General features: G+C 70.0%; 14 protein-coding genes. 12 read left to right on the forward strand and 2 right to left on the reverse strand.

The annotated features are described in order from the left end of the window. Positions 1 to 139: 139 nt before the first annotated feature. The 10 genes from FJV41_RS18280 (at position 140) to FJV41_RS18325 (ending at position 16069) form a co-directional block, all read left to right on the forward strand. The gene (locus FJV41_RS18280) at positions 140 to 2641 is read left to right on the forward strand and encodes a serine/threonine-protein kinase (protein ID WP_141643791.1); all 2502 of its coding nucleotides are present in this window, start codon (positions 140 to 142) and stop codon (positions 2639 to 2641) included. Between the two features lie 20 nt (positions 2642 to 2661). Then, positions 2662 to 5436, forward strand: coding sequence for a serine/threonine protein kinase (locus tag FJV41_RS53730; RefSeq protein WP_246137269.1), 2775 nt, complete (start codon positions 2662 to 2664; stop codon positions 5434 to 5436). Positions 5437 to 5709: 273 nt separating this feature from the next. Continuing rightward, on the forward strand, positions 5710 to 6234 hold the full coding sequence (locus FJV41_RS18290; protein ID WP_141643792.1) for a MerR family transcriptional regulator: 525 nt from the start codon (positions 5710 to 5712) through the stop codon (positions 6232 to 6234). A gap of 55 nt (positions 6235 to 6289) precedes the next feature. After that, positions 6290 to 6784, forward strand: a complete 495-nt coding sequence (locus FJV41_RS18295; protein WP_141643793.1) for a sigma factor-like helix-turn-helix DNA-binding protein — start codon at positions 6290 to 6292, stop codon at positions 6782 to 6784. Positions 6785 to 6883: 99 nt separating this feature from the next. Next, positions 6884 to 8428, forward strand: coding sequence for a bifunctional phosphoribosylaminoimidazolecarboxamide formyltransferase/IMP cyclohydrolase (purH, locus tag FJV41_RS18300; protein ID WP_141643794.1), 1545 nt, complete (start codon positions 6884 to 6886; stop codon positions 8426 to 8428). Between the two features lie 3 nt (positions 8429 to 8431). Further along, positions 8432 to 11296 carry a tetratricopeptide repeat protein gene (locus FJV41_RS18305; protein ID WP_141643795.1) on the forward strand — a complete coding sequence of 955 codons (2865 nt, stop codon included), beginning with the start codon at positions 8432 to 8434 and terminating at the stop codon, positions 11294 to 11296. A 1-nt stretch (position 11297) separates the two neighbouring features. Then, positions 11298 to 12563: a phosphoribosylamine--glycine ligase gene (gene purD / locus FJV41_RS18310; RefSeq protein WP_141643796.1), complete on the forward strand. Its 1266-nt coding sequence runs from the start codon at positions 11298 to 11300 to the stop codon at positions 12561 to 12563. After that, entirely contained in the window at positions 12560 to 13666 is a 1107-nt protein-coding gene (gene lptF / locus FJV41_RS18315) for an LPS export ABC transporter permease LptF (RefSeq protein ID WP_141643797.1), read from the forward strand. The genes purD and lptF overlap by 4 nt, the downstream gene beginning before the upstream one ends. Continuing rightward, positions 13663 to 14781 (forward strand): LptF/LptG family permease, encoded by a 1119-nt coding sequence (locus FJV41_RS18320; protein WP_141643798.1) that lies wholly within the window; start codon positions 13663 to 13665, stop codon positions 14779 to 14781. The genes lptF and FJV41_RS18320 overlap by 4 nt, the downstream gene beginning before the upstream one ends. A 13-nt stretch (positions 14782 to 14794) precedes the next feature. Continuing rightward, positions 14795 to 16069, forward strand: a complete 1275-nt coding sequence (locus FJV41_RS18325) for an O-antigen ligase family protein (protein ID WP_141643799.1) — start codon at positions 14795 to 14797, stop codon at positions 16067 to 16069. 27 nt (positions 16070 to 16096) lie between these two features. On the opposite strand, the gene FJV41_RS18330 is transcribed toward FJV41_RS18325, so the two are convergent. Beyond that, positions 16097 to 17212, reverse strand: a complete 1116-nt coding sequence (locus FJV41_RS18330) for a glycosyltransferase family 4 protein (protein WP_141643800.1) — start codon at positions 17210 to 17212, stop codon at positions 16097 to 16099. Between the two features lie 84 nt (positions 17213 to 17296). Between FJV41_RS18330 and FJV41_RS18335 the strand changes: the two genes are divergently transcribed. Both FJV41_RS18335 and FJV41_RS18340 read left to right on the forward strand, forming a co-directional pair. Next, positions 17297 to 18439, forward strand: coding sequence for a glycosyltransferase (locus FJV41_RS18335; RefSeq protein ID WP_141643801.1), 1143 nt, complete (start codon positions 17297 to 17299; stop codon positions 18437 to 18439). Between the two features lie 218 nt (positions 18440 to 18657). Further along, entirely contained in the window at positions 18658 to 20052 is a 1395-nt protein-coding gene (locus tag FJV41_RS18340; RefSeq protein ID WP_141643802.1) for an undecaprenyl-phosphate glucose phosphotransferase, read from the forward strand. A 94-nt stretch (positions 20053 to 20146) separates the two neighbouring features. On the opposite strand, the gene FJV41_RS18345 is transcribed toward FJV41_RS18340, so the two are convergent. Next, positions 20147 to 22081 carry a serine protease gene (locus FJV41_RS18345; protein WP_141643803.1) on the reverse strand — a complete coding sequence of 645 codons (1935 nt, stop codon included), beginning with the start codon at positions 22079 to 22081 and terminating at the stop codon, positions 20147 to 20149. Positions 22082 to 22338 lie beyond the last annotated feature (257 nt).

A 22338-nucleotide genomic window follows, 5' to 3' on the forward strand; every position in this document is an offset into this window, starting at 1 on the left:
TCGCGGCGCCGTCGGTTCCGCCGTGCCTACAAGGGTTTGACCCCCCTGTCCTGTGCGCTTACGCTCCGGGCTTCGCCGCGCCCGGATCCCGGAAGGCCACGGGCCGTGGGTTTTCCCCGTGGGGTGCGGTCAGGTCGCCGTGACCATTGAAACGTATGGCAGGTACCAGCTCCTGAAGCGACTCGCCATGGGCGGGATGGCGCAGCTGTATCTCGCGCGCCAGCCAGGTCCGGAGGGCTTCGAGAAGCTGGTGGTGGTGAAGCGAATTCTTCCGCACCTCGCGGAGAACGACGACTTCGTCAAGATGTTCCTGGACGAGGCGCGAATCGCCGCGCGGCTCAATCACGCCAACGTCGTGCAGATTTTCGACCTGGGCGCGCAGGACGACTCGTTCTTCATCGCCATGGAGTACATCCATGGCGAGGACATGCGGCGGGTGTGGAAGCAGTCGGAGGCCGTGGGGCAGCCGATACCGGTGCCGCTGGTGTGCCGCATCCTCATCGAGGCGTGCTCGGGCCTGGACTACGCGCACAAGCGCACGGACCCGACGTCGGGCCGGCCGCTGGACATCGTCCACCGCGACGTGTCCCCGCAGAACATCCTCGTCACGTTCGAAGGCGGCGTGAAGGTGGTGGACTTCGGCATCGCCAAGGCGGCGGACCAGGCCACCGTCACGCGCTCGGGCGTGCTGAAGGGGAAGTATTCGTACATGTCGCCGGAGCAGGCGGCGGGGCAGCGCGTGGATTGTCGCTCGGACATCTTCGCGCTGGGCGTGGTGCTGTACGAACTGCTCACGAGCACGCGCCTGTTCAAGCGCCCCAGCGACATCCAGACGCTGGCCGCCGTGGCCGAGTGCAAGGTGGCGCCGCCGTCGCAGGTGACGCCGCGCGTGCCGCAAGATCTGGACGCCATCGTCCTCAAGGCGCTCGCGAAGGACCCGGCGGAGCGCTACCAGGAAGCGGTCCACCTGCAGCTGGCGCTGGAGGACTGGCTGACGGAGCGTCGGTTGCCGTCGTCGACGGCCCATGTCGGCGCGTACATGAAGGAGATCTACGCGGAGCGGCTGGCGTCGGAGGCGCGCTCGGGCGAGCTGTTGATGGAGGACTCGGATCCGGCGTCGGGCTCCGGGCGTCAGGACGCGAGCTCGCGGCGTTCGGGGCTGCGGCCCGCGCTGTCTCGCGCCAGTGTGGCGCCGGAAGGGGAGACGGCGGCGCTGCGCCCTCGTGGCACGGGGAGGACGGGGCGCATCGAGCTGGAGTCGCCCAGCTCCCGGATGACCGGGCAGCGCCGCGCGGTGGAGTCCGCCCCCCCGGACAGGGCCTCGCGTTCGGGCCTGGGTGCGGTGCCGCCGGTGCATCGGGTGGAAGAGGACGCGCCGACGATGGATGGCCGTGCCGCCGCGCGCGCGACGCTGACGGATGTGAAGGCCGCCACCGAGCCGAAGCCCGTCGAGGGGCGTGCCGCTTCGCGCGTGTCGAACCCGCAGGCGCGGGAGCAGGAGTCGCAGGGGGCGGAGGGGCGCGCGGTCACGCGGCCCATGCCCGCCGTCGTGCATCACGTGGAGGAGGACGCGCCGACGCTGGCCATGCCGGAGATGGCGGGACCGCTGCCCAGGCCGTCACGACTGGCGCTGCCGCTGCCTCGGGGCGCCGCGGCCCTGGACGCGCTGGAGGAGCAGGAGGAGGACGCGCCCACGCTGTCGCTGGGGATGTCTCGGCCCGGGCGCAAGAAGGCCGCGGCGGGGCGTCAGGCGGAGACGCCGCCCCCGGCCTCGCGGCTGGGGTGGTGGATTCCCACGGTGGGGTTGGGGCTGGTGGTCCTGGTGCTGCTGTGGGGCTGGCTGAAGCCGGGGCCCGCCGCGCAGGCGCCCGCGCGCGTCGAGTCCGTGCCCACGGGGGCGCGGGTCATGTTCGATGGGCAGGAACTGGCGGAGCGCACGCCGGTGACGCTGCCCGCGATGCCCGAGGGGCGTTATTCGCTCGTGCTGTCACGCGAGGGCTACCAGGAGCTGCGGACGGAGCTGGAGGTCCAGGCCACGGGGCCGGTGCCGCTGGGCGTGCTGCGGCTGGTGCCGGTGGTGCAGCAGGCGCATGTGCAGGAGACGCCGCCCGTGGCCGTCGAGAACGCGCCGCCGGCCCAGGAGCCCGCGGCCGTGGCGAAGGTGCGGCTGCGGGTGGAGGCGCAGCCCGCGCAGGCCGTCGTCATCGTGGATGGGCGGCCGCAGGGCGCGGCGCCGGTGATGCTGGAGGCCGCGCCGGGCGTGGCGCTGGCAGTCCGGGTCGAGGCCGCGAAGCATCAGCCGAGTGAGCGCACGGTGACGGTGGGCTCGGGGCCGGAGCAGGTGGAGCGCTTCACGTTGCATCCGGAGGCTCGGGTGGCGCCTCCCGTGACGCCGCCGCGTCCTCCGAGGCAGGAGTCGCGGGCGGAGACGCGCACGGCCAAGGTCCGCTTCGCGGTGCGGCCGTGGGCGGAGGTGACGTGCGGAGGGAAGAAGCTGGGGGAGACGCCGTTCGAGGCGGTGGAGCTGCGCGTCGGCACCTATGACTGCAAATTCTTCAACCCCGACCTCAAGAAGACGCTCAGTCGACGTATCGAGGTGAAGGCCATCGACCTCAACGTGGTGAGTGTGAAGTTCGAATAGCGCATGTTCCGGAAGCCCTCTTGACGCTCGTCGCCGGCATGCAGATCGGCAAGTACGTCGTCCGCCGCAAGCTCGCGGAGGGCGGGATGGCGGAGATCTACCTGTGCACCGCGCGGGGCGCGGAGGGTTTCGAGAAGGAAGTCGTCATCAAGCGGGTGCGTGCCTTCCTCGCCAGCGACCCGGAGTTCGTGGGGATGTTCATCGCGGAGGCCCGGCTGGCCTCGCGGCTGAACCACGAGAACGTGGTGCAGATCTTCGACTTCGACAAGCACGAGGACACGTACTACCTGGCCATGGAGTACGTGCGTGGCTGCTCCTTGTGGGAGCTGCGGCGGCGGTCCAAGGAGATGATGGACCCGGTGCCTCCGATGCTGGTGGCGCACATTGGCGCGGAGGTGGCTCGGGGGCTGCACTACGCGCATCGGCTGAAGGTGAACGGGCAGCCGCTCGACCTGGTGCACCGGGACGTCACGCCGCACAACGTGCTGCTGTCATACGACGGCGCGGTGAAGCTGACGGACTTCGGCATCGCGAAGGCCGGCAAGAAGCTGACGCAGCCCGGAGTGCTCAAGGGCAAGTTCGCGTACATGTCCCCGGAGCAGGCGCGAGGGGAGGCGGTGGACTCCCGCACGGACCTCTTCGCGCTGGGCGTGGTGCTGTGGGAGATGCTGACGGGCGGGCGGTTGTTCGACGGGGACTCGGAGCTGGCGGTGCTGCGCGCGGTGCAGCACAGCGCCATTGCTCCGCCGGCCCGGCTCAACCCGGAGGTGCCTCCGGAGCTGGACGCGGTGGTGATGCGCGCGCTGGAGCGCGACCCGTCCGCGCGCTTCCAGACGGCGGGTGAGCTGGAGCGTGCCCTGGCCCAGTGCGTGTTGAAGCACGCGACGTCGGTGGACGACACGGACCTGGGCGCCTTCCTGCGGCGCCTGTTCCCCGGGAGCCTCACGCAGGCGATGCCCACGGTGCAGGAGCGCACGCACGTGGTCCAGGGGACGCCGGTTCCCGACGACGATGATGAAGATGTTCCAGCGCCGCGCAGGGAACCCACGGCGGTGATGGCGGCGGGACGCGTGGGTGTGGCGGTGCCGTCCTCGCCCGATGAGGACGTGGATGCGTCCACGTTCGTGCTTCCCCGTCGGAGTGAGGACGTGGAGGCGCTGTCCGTGCCGCTGCCGCCCATGGCCACGCCGATGATGCCGCTGCCCGCGGTGGCTTCGTCACCCGTGCCTCGCGCGAACGCGCCATTGCCGCCGCTGGCCGCGCCCATCGCCACGGTGCGCCCGAGCCGTCCCGAGGGGACGCCCGCCGTGGCTTCGTCGGAAGAGGGTGTCGGTGGAGGTCCGCGCTCCGACGTCACGCCGGCGCCTACGAAGACGCCGAGCCGTTCGAGTGGGCTGTCGCCCGTGGCGAGTGGTTCTCAGGGGGAAGGGCGTCACCCCGACAACACATCGGCACCCACGAAGGCGCCGAGCCGTTCGGGCGAGCTGGCGTCCGTGGCGATGAACTCATCGGGCACTGGCGATGGGCTTAGCGCCGAGAGCACGTCGGTGCCCACGAAGACACCGAGCCGTTCGGGTGGGCTGGCGCCGGTCGCCACGCAGGCACCCGCCGATGCGTCTCCGCGAGGCGCCGAGTCGGAGCGCTCCTCGCTGCGTGGCGACGAGGAGGCGCGCGGCGACGTCGAGCCCTCCGGACAAAACTCCGAGTCGGGGCAGGCCGTGCGGCCCTCGCGTGATGCCGACGCGATGAGCCCGGCGAAGCAGGGGAGTATCGGGGCTTCGTGGGAAGACTCCGAGGAAGACGGAACCTGGGAGGAGGATCTCCCGGTGAATCCTCGCGAGCGGGACTCCTCCGATGCGCTGACGCCCGCCTCGGAGATGGCCCTCCCGTCGAACTCCGGGCGTGCCGATGTCGTGTCTGCGTCCGTGGCTCCTGAGCTGTCGACCGCCTCTCACGAACAGCGTGACTCCAAGGAGCGCGGTGCTGGGGCAACCTCCAGTGGGCACGCGTCGAGCGCACCTTCGACCCGAGCGCCCGTGCTGGATGCGCGAGAGGGGGGGCCTCAGTCCCTCTCCGGCAGCGAGGTCCCCACTGTCACCGATACCTCGCCGGGAAGGCCGAAGCCCTCGGTGTGGCTCCGGCCTCGTCGCATGTTGGGTCTCACCATGAGCCTGGGGTTGCTGCTCATCGTGGGGGCCGGGGTGATGAATGGTCTCCGAGGAGACCCGTCGACGGAGACGGCCACCACTGGCAACGGCCCCTTGGCCGCCGCTCCGAAGGACGGCACGCCCACCGGAGCCACCCCACCGGAGCCCACCGATAGCGCGCCTCCTGGGGGCGAGCCTGGCGGAAGTGTCGTGAAGGAGACGAACGGCCCGGTGCCCGCCGCGACGCCGTCCCAGGCCGAGCCGGGCTCCGTCGCGTCAGGCACCACTCCGTCCGCCGCGAGCCCCGAGCCGGTGCCCTCCGAGTCGGATGTGGAAGTGGAAGGCCTGAAGCGAGAGGCCGTTCTTGGTACCGGCTCGAAGGCCGTCGACCCGGAGGTCCGCTCGGAATCCACGCCGCGAGCCGCGCCCAGCGCGACAGGCCTGCTCCAACTCCGGGCAACCCCGTACGCGACGGTGTTCCTGGACGGGCGACGCCTGGGCGAAGTCTCGGGACGCGCCTCCTACAAGCTGGCTCCCGGCACGTACACGCTGCTGTTCAAGCACCCCTTGGGCGAGAAGCGCTTCGACGTCACCATCACCGCCGGCGCCACGGTGACGCGCGAGTTCCGCTCGCCGCGCGGCCGCTGAGTCCGCGCCACCTCGGCGCATCCCGCATCCCCCTGTCGACCCCGCGCTGACGCGTGCGCGCCCGTCGAGCGCCGTCGTCTCGTGCGGTTCGAGGCGCTCCGGGTCTCCATCTACCCCCGTCGTGACACCGCGCCGTGACGCGCGGATGCGTCCTCGCGCCCTCTTTCTCGAAACGTGAACCGGCCGACACCGCAACGGACCTGTAGCGGTCTGCCTTGACACCGAAGGCCTGTTTCTGGCACTCAGTGTCCTCCTCTGAGTAGCTTATATTCAATGGAACCGATGGACCTGCTGGCTCCCGACGAGATTGCTCGGATTGAGCGCGACAACGCGGGAGGACTTCCCGCGAGCGCGATTCTGGAAATCTTTCGTCCGAGGGGCGTGCGTCTGTCGGAAGCGACCTTCCGCAAGTACGTCCAGGCGGGGTTGCTACCGAGGAGCCGTCGGGTGGGGCGGAAGGGCAAGCACCAGGGGAGTCTGGGGCTCTATCCGGTGGAAGCGGTGCGCCGCATCAACGTCATCAAGAAGATGATGGCGGAGGGGCACACCCTCGAGGACATCAAGAAGTCCTTCGTGTTCCACAGCAACCACATCGACCAGGTGGAGCGGGACCTCGGCGGTCTATTGGATGGGCTGCGGGACGAGTTGGGAGAGCGAGCCTTCGGGGGAGAGCACCGACGTTCGCTCGAGGCGGAGTTGGCAACGCTGCGGCAAAGAGCGCAGGATCTGGTCCGGGACGTGGCCCGGCTGGGCAGCGCAGTCACCGCACGCGAAGACGAAACGATGAGTTCGCAATAAGATGCCGGCCCTGGAGCCGGTGGACCCGGTTAGACTGGCCTCACGTGGAGGGGACATGTCGGAAGTGAAGCAAGTGGAGGAGGGCGGAGACCAGGCGCAAGAGGACCTGGCGCAGGAGCGCCGACGGTCCAAGACGATGTCGCGCAAGGAGATGGCGCGTGATTTGCGCCGTCGACGTCTCACGGGTCAGGTGGACCCGGAAGAAGCGGACCTGCTCAAGCAGATGGACGACACGCGTCCGCGCACCCGCGCCGACTGCGTCAACGGTCCGCGCCCGTGCATGTTCGTTTCCTGCAAGCACAACCTCTATCTGGATGTGAATCCGGAGACGGGGTCCATCAAGCTCAACTTCCCGGACAAGGAGATCTGGGAGCTGGAGCACACCTGCGCCCTGGACGTGGCGGAGAAGGGCGGCATCACGCTCGAGGAGGTGGGGGAAATCATGAACCTCACCCGTGAGCGCATCCGCCAGGTGGAGACGCGCGGGCTGATGAAGCTGCGCGAGGCCACCGAGGCCGAGCCTCCTGTCTCGGCCCGCAAGCCTATGTGACTGGCGGCTTGCTGCCGCCAACGTAGCGCCGACGTGTTGCGTTGACACCCCAGGGGGTGGTTGCTACTACCGCCGCTCCCCGCACACCGAGGCGCACACGTGCTGGCTCTCCTCAGCGTTTCCGATAAGCGAGGTCTGGTTCCCTTCGCCCAGGGGCTGGTTGGCCTGGGCTACCGTCTGCTGTCGACGGGTGGCACGTTGGAGGCGCTCAAGGGCGCCGGTATCGCCGCCACGCAGGTGTCCGAGCACACACACAGTCCGGAGATTCTCGGCGGACGTGTGAAGACGCTCCACCCGCGCATCCACGGTGGCATCCTCGGTCGGCTGGAACTCGAGGCGGACCGCGAGGAGATGAAGGCTCACGGCATCGAGCCCATCTCCCTGGTCGCGGTGAACCTCTATCCGTTCCGCCAGACGGTGGCGTCGGGCGCGGCCGAAGCGGAGGTCATCGAGCAGATTGATATCGGCGGGCCCGCGATGGTGCGCGCCTCCGCGAAGAACTTCCGTCACGTGACCATCGTCGTGGACCCGGACGACTACCCCGCCGTGCTCGCGGAGATGGAGCAGCAGAAGTCGGTGGGCGAGGCGACGCGCCGCAAGCTGATGCGCAAGGCGTTCGCGCACACGGCGGCCTACGACGCCTCCATCTCCGCGTGGTTGTCCGCCGAGGCGGGCGAGCCGTTCCCCGGAGAGCTGTCGCTGTCGTTCCGCAAGGCGCAGGACCTGCGCTACGGGGAGAACCCGCACCAGCGCGGCGCCTTCTACCGTGAGCACTCGGCGCCCTCGGAGCCGACGGTGGGCTTCGCCCGGGTGCTGCAGGGCAAGGAGCTTTCGTACAACAACATCCTGGACCTGGATGCCGCGCTGGGACTGGTGCTCGAGTTCCCCGAGCACCCCGCCGCCGTCATCATCAAGCACAACACGCCGTGTGGCGTGGCGGTGGATGACTCGCTGGTGAAGGCGTACCGCACGGCGCGGGCGGTGGATGAGATCTCCGCCTTCGGTGGCATCGTCGCGTTCAACCGCGAGGTGGACGAGGCCACGGCCCAGGCCATGGCGGAGACGTTCCTGGAGGCGGTCATCGCGCCCTCCTACTCGCAGGCGGCGCTCCAGGTGCTCGCGGCGAAGAAGAACCTGCGGCTCCTGGAGGCGGGGGCGGCGCTGGCTTCGCCGACCGCCCGGCCGAGGGCTCAGCTCGATGGCCGGAGCGTGTCCGGAGGGCTGCTCCTCATGGACCGGGACGCGGTGGAACCGGAATTGAGCTGGAAGGTGGTGTCCAAGCGGGCACCCACACCGGACGAGGAGCGGGCCCTTCGGTTCGCCTGGAAGGTCTGCAAGCACGTCAAGAGCAACGCCATCGTCTTCGCCTCTGGCAGCCAGCTGTTGGCCCAGGGCGGCGGACAGACGAATCGAGTGGATTCGGTCCGAATCGCGATGCAGCGCGGCGGACAGGCCCTCCAGGGGGCCGCCGTGGCCTCGGATGCCTTCTTCCCCTTCCGGGACGGCCTGGACGAGGCGGCCAGGGCCGGGGCGACGTGCGTCATCCAGCCAGGCGGCTCTGTTCGGGATGCGGAGGTCATTTCGGCCGCCGACGAACATGGGATGGCCATGGTGGTGACCGGAGTGCGACACTTCCGGCACTGACTCATGCGCATCGTCTGCCAGAAATGCGCGGCTGCCTATGCCATCGATGATCGACTGATCACGGCGAAGGGTGTCCGCGCGCAGTGTCCCCGTTGCCGGAACTTGCAGCTCGTCCGGCGCGATCCTTCGGCCGTGCCCTCAGGGGACGTGCCGGCCGCACCGCCGCGTCCCTCGGCGCCCACCCCTGCGTCGTCCGCGCCACCTCCGGCGGATGACCTGTTTGGCGACTTCGGCAATCCGCCCGCCGCCGTGGAGCCGCCCGCCCCACCACAGGCCCGGCCCGCGAAAGCCGCGGCTCCGGAAGCGGACCTGTTCGCGGACTTCGGCGCGCTGCCTGCGCCGTCTCCCGCGACGGCGCCCCCCGTGGATCCCTTCGCGGCCCTGGGGCCGGCTCCCGAGTCGTCGGGTGGAGGGGATCCGCTGCTCGACTTCCTCGGGCCCGCACCCACGGCTCCGCCCGCGCCTGTCGCGCGCATCTCGTCGGAGCCCGGCGCGGTGCCGGTCTCCGTGGCACCTCCGGCAGCCGCGGCGCCGCAGCGCACGGCGGCGGCTCCGGTCGCGGCCGCCGCGCCCAAGCCCGCGACCATGGGCTGCCGCACGTGCAACAAGCCGCTGCTGGATCCGTTCGACCAGGCGCTCGGCATCTGCGACGACTGTCGACAGCGTGAGCCCGCGGGAGGGGCGCCCAAGGCGGCGGCCCCGGTGCCCGTCGCCGCGCCCGGGACGGCGGACTTCCTGCCTCCGCTCACCGCGCCGGAGGAGGGTGGAGCCGATTCGCTGGAGCTGATGCCCCGGGAGGGCTCGCGTGCTGCGTCCGGTGTGCCTTCGCTGGGCTCCGAGCCCCGCAGCAATCCCCGCGCGGCGTCGGGTGCGGCCCGGAGTCAGTCCAACGTTCGCTCCGGCTCCGCGGAAATGCCGGGCTCGCGCGGCTCCTCCGGTGGAGGACGCTGGGCGCTCGTCGGTGGACTGACGCTGCTCGTCGTCGGCACGGGCGTGGGCGGCTACTTCTTCGTGCAGCACCAGGAGCAGGAGCGTCGTCGGACGGAGTCTCCTCCCGTGGCGGTGATTCCCGAGGCCGTGAAGGCGGTGCTGCCCCGGTGGAAGCTGAAGTACCTGATGTTGGAAGGCACGAGCGCGGAGCGGCTCGCGGAGGGGCAGCAGCAACTCGCCCGCGACGAGCGCTCCTCCTACTCGGAGGCCGAGGAGTCCTTCCAGCAGGCCCTGCTCCTGGATCCTCGCAGCGACGCGGCCATCGCGGGCTACGTCCAGGCGCTGGCGCTGGGGCGAGGCGCCGGGCTGGATGAGTCCACCTTCTCGGAGGCGAGCGCGCTCATCGAGGCGTCGGAGTCGCGCGCGGGGCGCACCCCGCTGCTGCTGCTGGCGCACGCCAACCTGCTCCTGACGCGCTCCCGACAGTCCGAGCCGCTCGATAGGGCGAAGGCCCTGGCGAACGAGTTGCTGGTGCAGGCGCAGGCGACGAACGAGCAGAAGGCCGAGGCCAATCTGGTGCTGGGTCGGGCGTACCTGTCGACGTCGGGCGGGCTGGCACGCAAGCACTTCGACTCCGCGCAGCAACTGGCGCCGGAGTTCAAGCGCATCCAGTACTACCGCGCGCTCGCGCACGAGTCGGACGGTGAGTATTCGCTCGCGCTGGAGACGCTGCGCAAGCGCCTGACGGTGGACCCGAGGGACTGGGACAGCCTGGCGGCGACCTCGCGCATCTATCAGGAGGTGGGTGAGGTGGGCGAGGCGCGCCGGCTGTACGAGGCGCGCGTGAAGGCCGACCCCGGTGAGCTGCGCGCCCTGCTGCCGCTCGCGGTGCTGCGCTACCAGATGGAAGGCAATCCCGCGACGGGTGTGCGCGAGTTGCGCGCGCTGCTGAAGAGCCGCGACAGCCATGGTGGCCGCGACGTGGCGGAGGTGCTCGTCCATCTGGCCGCCGCGGAGCGCGCGGCGGGCAACAGCGAGGCGGGAGTGAAGTCCGCCGAGGAGGCGCTCGGGTTGGTGAAGGAGCTGCCCGAGGCGCACCTGCAGGTCTTCCTTGTCGCCCTGGAACAGCGCGACGCGGCGAGGGCTCGCAAGCACCTGGACGGCATCAAGGGGCGGCTGGAAGACCGCGCGCTGGAGTTGGTGCTGGAAGGCCGGCTGTTGTTGCTGGAGAAGAAGCCCGCGGAGGCGCTGGAGCGCTTTCAGGATGCACTGACTCGGGATGAGCGTCGGCTGGACGCGCAGCTGCTGGCGGGCGTGGCGGCGGCGGGCGCGAAGCGGCGCGAGGACGCGTTCCGGGCGCTGAACCTGGCGCTGCGCGCGGACCCGCTGCGGCTGGAGCCCAGGCCCGTGGCGACGCGCTTCTGGATGCGGCCCTCGGAGACGGTGAGGGGCGTGGAGGACGTCATCCTCTCGCTGGCGGAGAACGCCGAGGACCCGGGGCCGTATCTCTACGAGGGCCTGCTGCGCTTCCACCAGGGAGACCTGGACGCGGCGGACCGGCACTTCCGCGACGTGCTGGAGTCGGACGCGAACAACGCGGGCGCGCTGTCGTACCGGGCGCTCATCGCGCTGCGGCGGGGGAACCTGGCGGAGGCGCGTGCGCTGTCGACGCGCGCGGTGTCCGCGGGGCGGCAGCTGCCGGTGGCGCATCTGGCGCAGGGGCTGGTGCTGGCGGAGAGCCGTCAGGTGGAACCGGCGAAGCGCTCGTTGCGCGAGGCGTTGGGGCTATCTCCCACGTTGCTGTCGGCCAAGGCGCGGCTCGCGGAGCTGGAAGCGGCGCAGCGGCGTGACGACGCGCGAACTCAGTTGGTGAAGGTGGTGGGGTTGGACCCCGCGTACCTCCCGGCCAAGCGGATGCTCTACCTGTTGGAACGGTGAGGTGGATGTGAAGGTCCTGTTGCTGGGTTCCGGAGGCCGTGAGCACGCGCTGGCGTGGAAGCTCTCCCAGAGTCCTCGGCTCACGCGGTTGTGGTGTGCTCCCGGCAACCCGGGCACGGCGAAGCTTGCGACCAACGTGCCCGTGAAGGCGGATGCGCCGGACGAGGTGGTCGCGCTCGCGCGCCGGGAGTCGGTGGACCTGGTGGTGGTGGGCCCGGAGGCGCCCCTGGTGGCGGGCGTGGCGGACGCGCTGGCGAAGGCGGGCATCCCCTGCTTCGGGCCCGTGGCGGGCGCGGCGCTCATCGAGGGCTCCAAGGCCTTCGCCAAGGAAATCATGGCCGAGGCGGGAGTCCCCACCGCGGCCTTCCGCACCTTCACGGATGCCGTCGAGGCGGAGGCCTACGCGGTGGCGCAAGGCCGCATCGTCGTGAAGGCGGATGGGCTGGCGGCGGGCAAGGGGGTCATCGTCGCGCACGACGTGGACTCCGCGCGACAGGCGGTGCGCGCGGTGGCGGCCCTGGGCACATCGGGGCAGCGCATGGTGCTTGAGGAACTGCTCGAGGGCGAGGAGGTCTCCGCCATGGCGCTGTGTGACGGCGAGCGCTACGTCATGCTGCCCCTGTCGCAGGACCACAAGCGCGTGGGCGATGGCGACACCGGCCCCAACACCGGCGGCATGGGGGCCTACAGTCCGGCGCCGTTCCTCGACGCGGAGCAACTGGCCGAGGTCGGGGAGAGCGTCATCGCTCCGACGCTGGCGGTGCTGCGCCGGCGCGGGCTGCCCTTCAAGGGGGTGCTGTACGCGGGGCTGATGCTCACGCGCAACGGACCCAAGGTGCTGGAGTTCAACGCGCGTTTCGGGGACCCCGAGACGCAGGTGTTGATGATGCAATTGGGTGAAGACCTGCTGCCGCTGGTGGACGCGTGCGCACGTGGACAGCTGCAGGCGCGCCCGCTGGTGGCGGCGCCTGGCGCGTCGGTGGGCGTGGTGATGGCGGCGGAGGGCTACCCGGAGGCGCCTCGCAAGGGGCAGCGCATCGACGGGCTGGACGCGGTCCCCGAGGACGCCACGGTGTTCGTCGCGGGCGCGGAGATGCGGGACGGCGCGCTGGTGACGAGCGGCGGACGGGTGCTGACGGTGTGCGCCCGCGGCGATGACCTGGCGCGAGCGCGAGAGCGGGCCTATGCGGCGGTGGCGGCGGTGCGCTTCGAGGGCATGCACTTTCGTCATGACATCGGCGTGAAGGGGCTGAAGGCGGCACCGTGACGCGCCTCTCCCGCTATCTCCTCCAGGAGCTGCTGGTCCCGCTCGGCGTGTGGGTGGCCTTCATGTTCCTGCTGCTGTTCGTGATGCAGTTCCTGCGGGGCACGGACGTGCTGCTGGGCTCGTCGGTGACGATTACGGACCTGGGCCGGCTGGTGGCCTACTACACGCCGCACTTCCTGATGTCGGCGCTGCCCATCGCCTTCCTGCTGGCCATCCTGCTGGGGATGGGGCGACTGGGGGAGGACCGCGAGTTGACTGCGCTCCAGGCGCTGGGCGTGAGCCCCACGCGCCTGCTGTTCGCGCCGATGGGCGTGGCGGTGGCGGTCAGCGTGCTGATGCTGCTCATCACCTCCACCGCGCAGCCGTGGGGGCTCACGCGTGTGAGGGAGCTGGTGAGCGAGGTCATCCGGAAGAACGCGGTGGGCGACGTGAAGTCCGGCACCTTCTACGAGGACCTGAGCGACCTGACGCTGTACGCGGAGCAGGTGTCGTCCTCGGAGGGCAAGTGGACCAACGTGTTGCTGCACGATGAGCGAGAGCAGAACTCGCCCTTGCTGGTGCTGGCACACCGAGGACAGGTGGGGACGTCCAGCGGTGGCGAGGTGCTCAGCTTCGCCTTGGAGGACGGCGAGGTGCACCGCTCCGGCCGCGCCAGCGAGGACTACAGCGTCATCCACTTCGACCGGGCGGAGATCCGCGTGGGCGTGGGCGCGTCCATGGGCAAGGGGGGCCGCTTGACCTACTCGAAAGAAGAGCTGACGCCGTCGGAGTTGATCCAGGCCGCGAGCGAGACGAGCGAAGAGAAGGCGCGCGGCTTCAGGATGGCGCTGCACAGTCGCCTCGGGGGCGCGCTGGCGCCCATTGCCTTCGCTCTATTGGGCACACCGCTGGCCATTGGTCGGCGACAGGCGGGCCGGGCGTGGGGCTATCTCCTGACGATGGGGGGCTACGTCCTCTACTACCTGCTGAGCCGGGTCTTCGAGCAGTTGGGTCAGCAGGGGAAACTGCCGGCGGCGCTCGCGGGGCAACTGGCCAACGTCATCTTCATGCTGGTGGGGGCGATGGCTCTCTACCGGGTGAGCCGCTCAGGGACGGTTCGGTGAGACTGACTCTCTTCGGATACGTGCTTCGGACGTACGTTCGCTTCGCGCTGGGAATCCTCGGTGGGCTGGTGCTCGTCTTCGTGGTCGTGGACTTCGTGGATCGCGCGAAGACGTACACGGGGCCGGGTTGGGCGACGGACGCGGCGAAGCTCTACGGGTACAAGGCGCTGATGGCAGTGCAGTTGCTCGGTCCAGCGGCGTTGCTGCTGGCCGCGGGCACCACGGTGTCGGCTCTGCGCAAGCAAGGCGAGGTGACGGCCATCCGGGCGCTGACCTTCGGGCCCACGGCGCTGTACGCACCGGTGTTGGCCTTTGGATTGCTGGCGTGTTCGGGCTTGATTGCCTTCGATGAGGTCGTGGCGACGCACTCGGGGCGCCGCGTTGACGAAATCACCACCCAGCGCTTCAACCGCAGCAGGAGTGACTGGACTTTCTACTACACGCCGAAGCAGTGGTTCCGACGAGGCGACCACATCTTCTTCCTCCGCGCGGGCAGCGCGCAGGAGGGCTTCCAGGACGTGTCCATCTTCACGCTGTCGCGGGAGTTCAAGCTGCAGCGTCGGCTGGACGCGGCGCGGATGGAGTGGCTGGACGGGACGCGCTGGCGGCTGACGGGGGTGGTGGAGCGCGCCTTTACCGGCGAGAAGCACACGTCGGTGAAGAGCATGGAGAGCGCCGAATACGAGCTGGGCATCGCCGCCTCGGCCCTGCGCATTCAGCCAGGGCGTCCGGAGCAGATGCGGGTACGGGTGCTACGAGAGCAGATTGTCGCCCGTCGTGAAGCGGGGCTCGCGACGAAGCAGTTCGAACTCGCGCTGCACAACCGCTTCGCCTATCCGCTGGCGGCACTTCCCGCGGCGCTGCTGGGGGTGGGACTGGCGCTGCGCACGAATCGCCGAGGGCACCTCACCGCCGCCATCGTCGAGGGCCTGCTCGTCGCGGTGGCGATGTGGGGCCTGATGATGGTGTGCCGCACGATGGTGCTCACCGAGCGGTTGACGCCGCTGGTGGCCGCGTGGACCCCCCCCGTCCTGCTCGTGCTGGCGGCCGGGGCGCTGTGGCTGCGACGCGAGGGCTTTCTTCACATGCCCCGCCGTTGGCTCGCGGTGAGGTAGCGTGAGTCCATCCATGGACCTTCTCGCCCAGCCCCGGCTGGACACATTCCTTCGTCGCGCCGTGGCTGGAGTGCTGCTCGCCTGGGCGGTGGGCCTGGTGCTGGCGGAGGTCGTTCTTCAAGTGGCCGCGTCCGCGGCGGTGCTGCTGGCGCTGGTGCTGGCCGCGCGGCGCCACTTGAAGCTCGCCCCCGACGTGCGCGCCTATGTGCTGGCCAGCGTGGCGCTGTGCGCGTGGCAGGTGGTGTCTCCCGGGCTGGCGCTGCTGACGGGCGCGGCGAGTGGGTGGCCGCGAAGCTCGCGCTATGGACAGGTGCTGGACTCGGTGGCGGGCGCGGCCGTGGCGTGCGTGGGCACGGTGGGCGTGCCGTGGCTGGCGCTCGCGGGCACGGTGGCGGCGGGGTGGTTGTTCGCCGCGGCGCTGGGCATGTTCCAGAACCGGGTGCGCTGGCCCTGGGAGCCCTTCGCGTTTCTCAAGCTGAACCCGGGCCGGCTTCACGAGAACTTCGGCACGGAGACGTCTCCGCGCTACGCGGCCGGGGGCATCTTCTTCCACCGGCTGCGCTTCGCCCATGGCGCGATTGCCGCGCTGGGCCCCGCGCTGGCGATACTGGGCAGCTCCGAGGTTGCGCGGCGGCGGGTGCTGGCGGGCGCGGTGGTGCTCGGCATGCTGGTGTCCATCTACAACGCCTTCGCTCGCGCGGCGCTGGGCGCGGCGTTGCTGGTCAGCGTGGTGGCGCTGCTGTTGTTGGTCAGCGGAGTCGCACGCAAGGCGGGCCTGGGGCTCATCGTGGTGCTGGTGGTGGTCGTCCTGGCTTCACCCGCCTGGCGCGCCCGCATGGAGAAGGCCGTGGGCAACATCTACGGCGGTGAGCGTGAGCTGGCCATGACGGTGGGCTGGGGCCTCGTGCGCGAGCACCCGCTGGTGGGCGTGGGCTTCGGCAACCACAAGTCCGCGGTGCTCGCGCGGCAGGGGGAGTCGGGAATCACGGACCTGCTGGCCACCGACTCGCACAACCTCTGGCTGACGGTGTGGGCCGAGACGGGGCTGGTGGGCCTCCTGCTGACGCTGGCCATGCACGGCTTGCTGGGGCTGGCGCTCATCCGGCGCTATCGCGCGGGCTCACTGGCCGCCACGGGCGCGCTCCTGTCCTTCGTGGGTTTCCACATCCTCGCGCTGGTGCACTACCTGCCATTCCACTCCAGCGTGCACCTCTCCTTCGCCCTCGTCTGGGGCCTGGGGCTGTGCGAGGGCAGCGACGTGCTGCGCACGCGTCCGGCGTCCCGCTAGCTGTCGCGGGCGTGGGCCCCGCCTCCGTCAACGAGGAGTGGGAGGGTGGCTTTCGAGCACGCGCCGGTACACGGCGACCGTCTTGCGCGCGCACTCGTCCCAGGTGAAGCGCGCGGCGCGCTCGCGGCCCAGGTCCGTCAACTCCGTGCGCAGGGCCTCGTCACGAAGCACGCGCAGCGTCGCCTCGCGCCAGGCCACCGGGTCCTCCGGGGAGAGCCGCAGCGCGGCGCCGCCCACGACTTCCGGGAGCGCCGTCGCGTCGGAGGCGAGCACCGGACAGCCCGTCGCCATCGCCTCCAGCGCGGGCAGGCCGAAGCCCTCGTACTTCGATGGCAGCAGCAGCGCCGCCGCCGCGCCATAGAAGAGCGGCATCTCCGATTCGGGCAGCTCCTCCAGGTCAATCACGTTCTCGTACAGCCCCAGCTCGTGCGCCACCGCGCCCTTGCCCGCGAGCAGGACGATGGGCACCGGCAGGTCCGCCGCGAAGTGCTTCAAGAGCGCCAGGTTCTTGAAGGGCTTCGCGTTGCCCACCGCCGCCACGTAGCGCGCTGGCAGCTCGTTGCGCTCCCTGAACTCGCGGGCCTCCGCCGCGGAGGGCGGCTGGAAGCGCGCGTCCACGCCATTGGGAATCACCTGCAACCGGTAGGGCGACAGCTTGAGGTGCCGCGCCAGCTCCTCGCGCGAGAACTCGGACACCGTCACCAGGGCGGCGGCCCGCTTCGCGCGAGGCCCCACCACCACGCGGTAGTACAAGCTCTGCGCCGGCGAATACTGATGGGCAAGCGCCACGTGGTTGGCGTCGTGCAGCGTGGCCACCAGCGGGCCGCTCCAGAACAGGGGCAGGGCGAACGACGTGGCGTGGAAGACGTCGGGCGACAGCCGGGCCAGGTCCGCCGCCAGCGCGGGCTGTTCCAAGGGGGACAGGAACCCCGCGAACGAGCGATGCATGGGCACGCGCGGCGCGAGCGCTCCCAGGTCCGAGGGCAGGCCCTCGGGGGGCACCAGCGCGGTGAAGCGCAGGTCCGGGGCAAGCGAGGGGACGCGCCGCGCCAGCTCGAGCGCATAGCGGGCAATCCCGTGCAGCCGGCCGCGCACCATGCGCAGGTCGAGGAGGACATGAGCCACGTGCTTGGCGTACCACACGCGCGGCCCTCATGGGGGGCGGGCAGGCGCCCGCTTCGCGTTGCTGTCGGCACGCGGCACGCCCGGTGCTAGAAGGCCCGCATCGTGAAGGTCGCCCTGGTCCACGACTGGCTCGTCACCCACCGCGGGGGGGAGCGTGTGCTTGATGCGCTCTGCGAAGTGCTGCCCGACGCGGATATCTACACCCTCATCCACCGGCCCGGCAGCCAGTCCCCGGCCATTGAAGGCCGCCGCATCTTCACGTCCTTCCTCCAGCGGATTCCGGGCATCCACGAGCGCTACCGGCACTTCCTGCCCCTGATGCCCCGGGCCATCGAATCGCTGCGCCTCCAGGACGACTACGACGTCGTCCTCTCCTCCAGCCACTGCGTCGCCAAGGGGCTGCGCGTGCCGGCAGGGCTGCCGCACCTGAGCTACGTGCACGCGCCCATGCGGTACATGTGGGACTTGTTCGACGACTACTTTGGCCCGGGGCGCACCCGCCTGCCGGTGCGCGTGGCGGCCCATGCCGTGCGTCCCTGGCTCCAGCGGTGGGACCGGGCCTCGGCCGAGCGCGTGGACCACTTCGTCGCCAACAGCCACCACGTCGCCGGCAAGCTCCAGCGCTTCTGGGGGCGCGGCGCCACCGTGGTCCATCCTCCCGTGGACCTGGAGCGCTTCACCCGGCTTCCCCTGGAGGGCGGCGGCCAGGGTGGCTACTTCCTGTGGCTCGGCGCCTTCGCGCCCTACAAGCGGCTGGACATCGCGCTGGAGGCCTTCCGCGCGCTGGGCGCTCCGCTGTGGGTTGTCGGCACCGGGCAGGAGGCCTCGCGCCTGGGGTCGACGGCGTCGTCGCCGCACATCCGCTTCCTCGGCAACGTCTCCGACGACGCGCTGCCGTCTCTGTACCGGGATGCTCGCGCGCTCATCTTCACGCCCGAGGAGGACTTCGGCATCACCCCGCTGGAGGCCCAGGCCACCGGTCGTCCCGTCATCGCTTTCGGCAAGGGCGGGGCGCTGGAGACGGTAAACAGCCGCACGGGACTCTTCTTCTCCGAGCAGACACCCGCCTCGCTCGCGGACGCCGTGCGGCGCTTCGAGACGTGGGAGGTCGGCTTCCGCGCGGAGGATGCCCGCTCACAGGCCGAGCGCTTTGGGCGTGCTGTCTTCCAGCGCGCCATGTTGTCCGAGGTGGAGTCCGTCCTCAGGGTGTCGAGGAAATCCCCACGTCGCGTGGCGGCGGTGTGACGCCGCTGTCATCCCAGGCTCCGTCTTTCATCAGCGAGTCGTGTCCACCTCTTGTCACTGTCCACCCGGGGCAGGGGTAACTCGTTGGTTTCACGGGATTTTCCGTGCTACGACGCCAGCCTGTCAGAGGGAGTCGGGCAGGGCACGTGCTCGTTGTACCGGGGTGCGAGTCTTGCAAAGGGGTGGCGCCCCGTTGACCAGGTTACAGGAGTCCAGGCGTGTTCAGTCGTCTCCAGCGCTTCTACACGTCCATCAAGGTTGTCGCGGACATGGTGATGCTCGCGGTGGCGTTCGCCTTGGCGTACGCCACGCGGTTCTCCGGCATCGTCCCCGTCACGGAAGGAATCCCACCCTGGGAGGATTCGCTCGTCTCGCTGCTGATGGTGCTCGTCATCTTCCCGGCGGCCTTCAAGCAGTCGAGGCTCTACGCGACGAACCGCTCCCGGACGAACACGGGTGAGGTGTTCGAGGTCTTCAAGTCCACCATCACCGCGACGCTCATCCTGGTGGCCGCGACGTACTTCGCGCGGGAGCGTTACTCGCGCCTGACGCTGGTCATCTTCGTCGTCTACGCCTTCGTGCTGGTGACGTGCATCCGGCTGGCGTTCCGCTACGTGTTGAGCGAGGTGCGTCGCCGGGGCCACAACCTCAAGTCCATCCTCGTCATCGGCGCGGGGGAGTTGGGCCAGCGTGTCGTGGAGACGGTGGAAGGTCACCGCGAACTGGGCTTCCGCGTGACGGGCCTTTTGTCGCTGCGGCCGGAGAAGGTGGGCCAATACGTCAACGGGGTGCGCATCATCGGCCACGTGGACGACGTGGAGCGCGTGCTGGATGCGCAGCCGGTGGACCAGGTCATCCTCGCGCTGCCGCTGGAGGACCAGGCGCACGTGAAGCGGCTGATGGAGCAACTGGCGCTGCGCACCGTGGACGTCAGGGTGGTGCCGGACCTCTACCAGTACATCACCCTGTACGGCGGGCTGGAGGAGTTCGGCGGCCTGCCCATCATCCGGCTCCAGGGTGACCCGATGGAGGGCTGGAGCCGCGTCTCCAAGCGCGCCTTCGATATCCTCTTCTCGCTGCTGGCCATCCTCGTCACCGCGCCGCTCATGGCGGCCACCGCGCTGGCGGTGCGGCTGACCAGCCGCGGTCCCATGCTCTACCGACAGGAGCGCATGGGGATGGATGGCCGCACCTTCCACATCCTCAAGTTCCGCACCATGCGCGTGGACGCGGAGCATTCCGGGGCGATGATGGCGGCCAAGGACGACCCGCGCCGCACCGTCATCGGCACCGTCCTGCGCAAGTACTCCCTGGATGAGCTGCCGCAGTTCTTCAACGTGCTGACGGGGGACATGAGCCTGGTCGGCCCGCGCCCCGAGCGCCCCGTCTTCATCGAGGAGTTCAAGCGGCAGATTCCGCGCTACCACCTGCGGCACAAGGTGAAGGCGGGCATCACCGGCTGGGCGCAGATCAACGGCCTGCGCGGTCAGACGTGCATCGAGAAGCGCATCGAGTACGACCTGTACTACATCGAGAACTGGTCGCTCTTGATGGACCTGAAGATTCTCGTGCGCACCGCGCTGGGCGGCTTCCTCTCGAAGAACGCCTACTGAGCAGGCAGGCGTGCCCAGGCCACGGAAATCCGTGGCCTGGGCCCCGCGTCGGACACGGATTTCCGTGAGCGCGACGCGCGGTGGACGGCGGTCGCTACTGGATGTTCCAGACCACGGTGCCGCTGCACGTCGTATTGCTGTAGCAGCCGGCGCGAATCTGGAGCGTGCCGGACGTGGTGGCGGTGAAGCTCAAGCTGGAGCCTCGGCCGCCGCACGCGTCGTCATTGGCCGCGGACTGGGTGGCGCCGCTGAAGAGGCGCAGGTACGTGTCCCCGGTGAAGGACGCGCCCGTCGCTCCGCAGGTGGCCACGGTGAGGACCTGGCCGGCGGTGACGGTGAGGTCGCGGTTGGTGGTCGCCTGCTGGGCGCTGTTGGTGTTGCTCCCGCTGAAGGCGAACGAGCCGGACGTGGCCGGCGGGGGATTGCCCCCGGAAATCTCCCAGACGACGGTGCCGCCACAGCTTCCGGTTGAATAGCAGCCGGCGCGCACCTCGTACTCGCCCGCGGTGGTGGCGGTGAAGGTGATGCTGGAGCCCCGGCCGCCGCACGCGTCGTCGTTGGTGGCGACGGAAGTGCCCGCGGGGTTGAAGAGCCGCATGTACGTGTCACCCGTGGTCTTCGCGCCCGTCAGCCCACAGGTGGCCACGGTGAGCTGCTGGCCGGCGGTGAGGGCCAGCTTCTTGTTGGTGGTGTTCTGCTGCGCGTTGTTGGTGTTGGTGGCCGTGTACGTGAAGGAGTTGGCCGGCGGAGGCGGCTCCTCCGGGGGCGGCTCGCCGTTGCCGTTGGGGTCTGGGCAGCCGGCGGTGGGCAGCGCGCACTGGGGGAGGTTTGCGCCCAGGTGGCTGACGACGGCCTGGATGGGCACGCCCCGGTTGGGGCAGTTCGCGCAGTGGTGCAGGGAGACGACCAGGTGGTCCGAGTAGCCCACCACGGGCGAGCCGGACGAGCCTCCCTGCGTGTCCGCGAAGTAGCCCACGTCATTGGGGCCGCCGGATTGGCAGGACGCCTCGTTCAGGCTGTAGACCTCCGCGAAGCCAGACTCGTCGGTGGAGTCCGTGGAGGTGACGGCGATCTTCTTGCCGTACCCCGCCGGGTGCTGGGGAATGTAGATGCGCTCGTTCACCACCGCGCCCGCGCCGCGCATCTGGAGGTAGCCGAAGCTGTTGGTGGGATTCACCGCGAGCCGCACCAGCGCGTAGTCGCGAGGCGCGTCCGCCTGCACCAGCGTGCCGCCGGAAATGACGTGGCCCGGACAGCCGAACCAGCTCCCGCAGCTCGTCGCACAGGTGGCGCCCTCGGCCATGAACTCGAAGTCGGTGTTCTGCGCATCGCTGGCGGTGCCGATGCAGTGCTGGTTCGTGAGGATGTGGCCCTGGCTGCCCACGAGCCAGCCGGTGCAGGCGCTGGAGCCACCGATGAGCAGGCGCGCCACGGGACGGGCGCGGCCATAGAGGGTCGGCTCGCTGGTGGCGTAGCAGGGAGCCCACCCCGAGTCGTCCACGCCGCACAGGGCCTTGTTCAGCTCGGACGTGAAGCCCTGCTCCGCGTTGGTGTAGCCGCGCGCGAAGCGGTCGATGGAGTAGCCGTGCTGGTTGAGGATGCCTCGGCGCCCTGGGGAGTCGGTGCCGTGCAGCTCGACGATGGCGGTGTCGCCGGGGATGTGCATGGCCCAGAAGCCGTCGCGCGCCCCCGGGTGCGAGCCGTCATACCGCCGCGAGCGCGTGCCGTCCGGCGAACGCACCACGACGAAGTCTCCCTCCTCCAGCTCCAGCCGCTCGAAGTGCGCGGCGATGTACGCGGCCCCCGGGTGGGTGATGACGTCGGTGTGCAGCGGACCGCTCTGCCTGCGCAGCTCCGCGGTGGCGTAGGGATGTGCCGACTCGAAGCGTCGGTACACGTCCTCGCCGACCTTCGTGGCGCGCTGGGAAGCGGGGGAGGCCGCCGCCTTGCACACGGGGGCCGAGGCCAGCGCGGCCGGCGCGCTGAGTGTCAGCGCGGCGACGAGACCTGCGAGCTGGATTCGTTTCATCTGCTCTCCTGTGGGGATGGGACTTCGCAGCTCAGGCTGCACAACCGGTTATAGCGGTTATCACTGACAGAGCCGCCTCCCTGTTGATGATTGAGTTGCAAGAGCAGGAGGATGTGTGGGGCCGGTGGCGTTTGTGCGGGGGAAGGGTTCTGGATGCAGAAAGGACACCGCCTCGCGGGGAGGGCGGTCGGCGGAGCCCCGTCTGATTTCACACGGAGCGCGATTGTTGCGGCCGGGTTGTGTGCGAGGTGCCGGGG

This window comes from Myxococcus llanfairpwllgwyngyllgogerychwyrndrobwllllantysiliogogogochensis (genome assembly GCF_006636215.1).
GTDB classification, from domain to species: Bacteria; Myxococcota; Myxococcia; order Myxococcales; family Myxococcaceae; genus Myxococcus; species Myxococcus llanfairpwllgwyngyllgogerychwyrndrobwllllantysiliogogogochensis.

Bases quoted from the DNA above. Each gene is read 5' to 3' on its own strand.
- FJV41_RS18325 (WP_141643799.1), top strand. From the start codon at position 14,795: ATGGACCTTCTCGCCCAGCCCCGGCTGGACACATTCCTTCGTCGCGCC.
- FJV41_RS18290 (WP_141643792.1), top strand. From the start codon at position 5,710: ATGGAACCGATGGACCTGCTGGCTCCCGACGAGATTGCTCGGATTGAG.
- FJV41_RS18295 (WP_141643793.1), top strand. From the start codon at position 6,290: ATGTCGGAAGTGAAGCAAGTGGAGGAGGGCGGAGACCAGGCGCAAGAG.
- FJV41_RS18305 (WP_141643795.1), top strand. From the start codon at position 8,432: ATGCGCATCGTCTGCCAGAAATGCGCGGCTGCCTATGCCATCGATGAT.
- FJV41_RS18345 (WP_141643803.1), bottom strand. From the start codon at position 22,081: ATGAAACGAATCCAGCTCGCAGGTCTCGTCGCCGCGCTGACACTCAGC.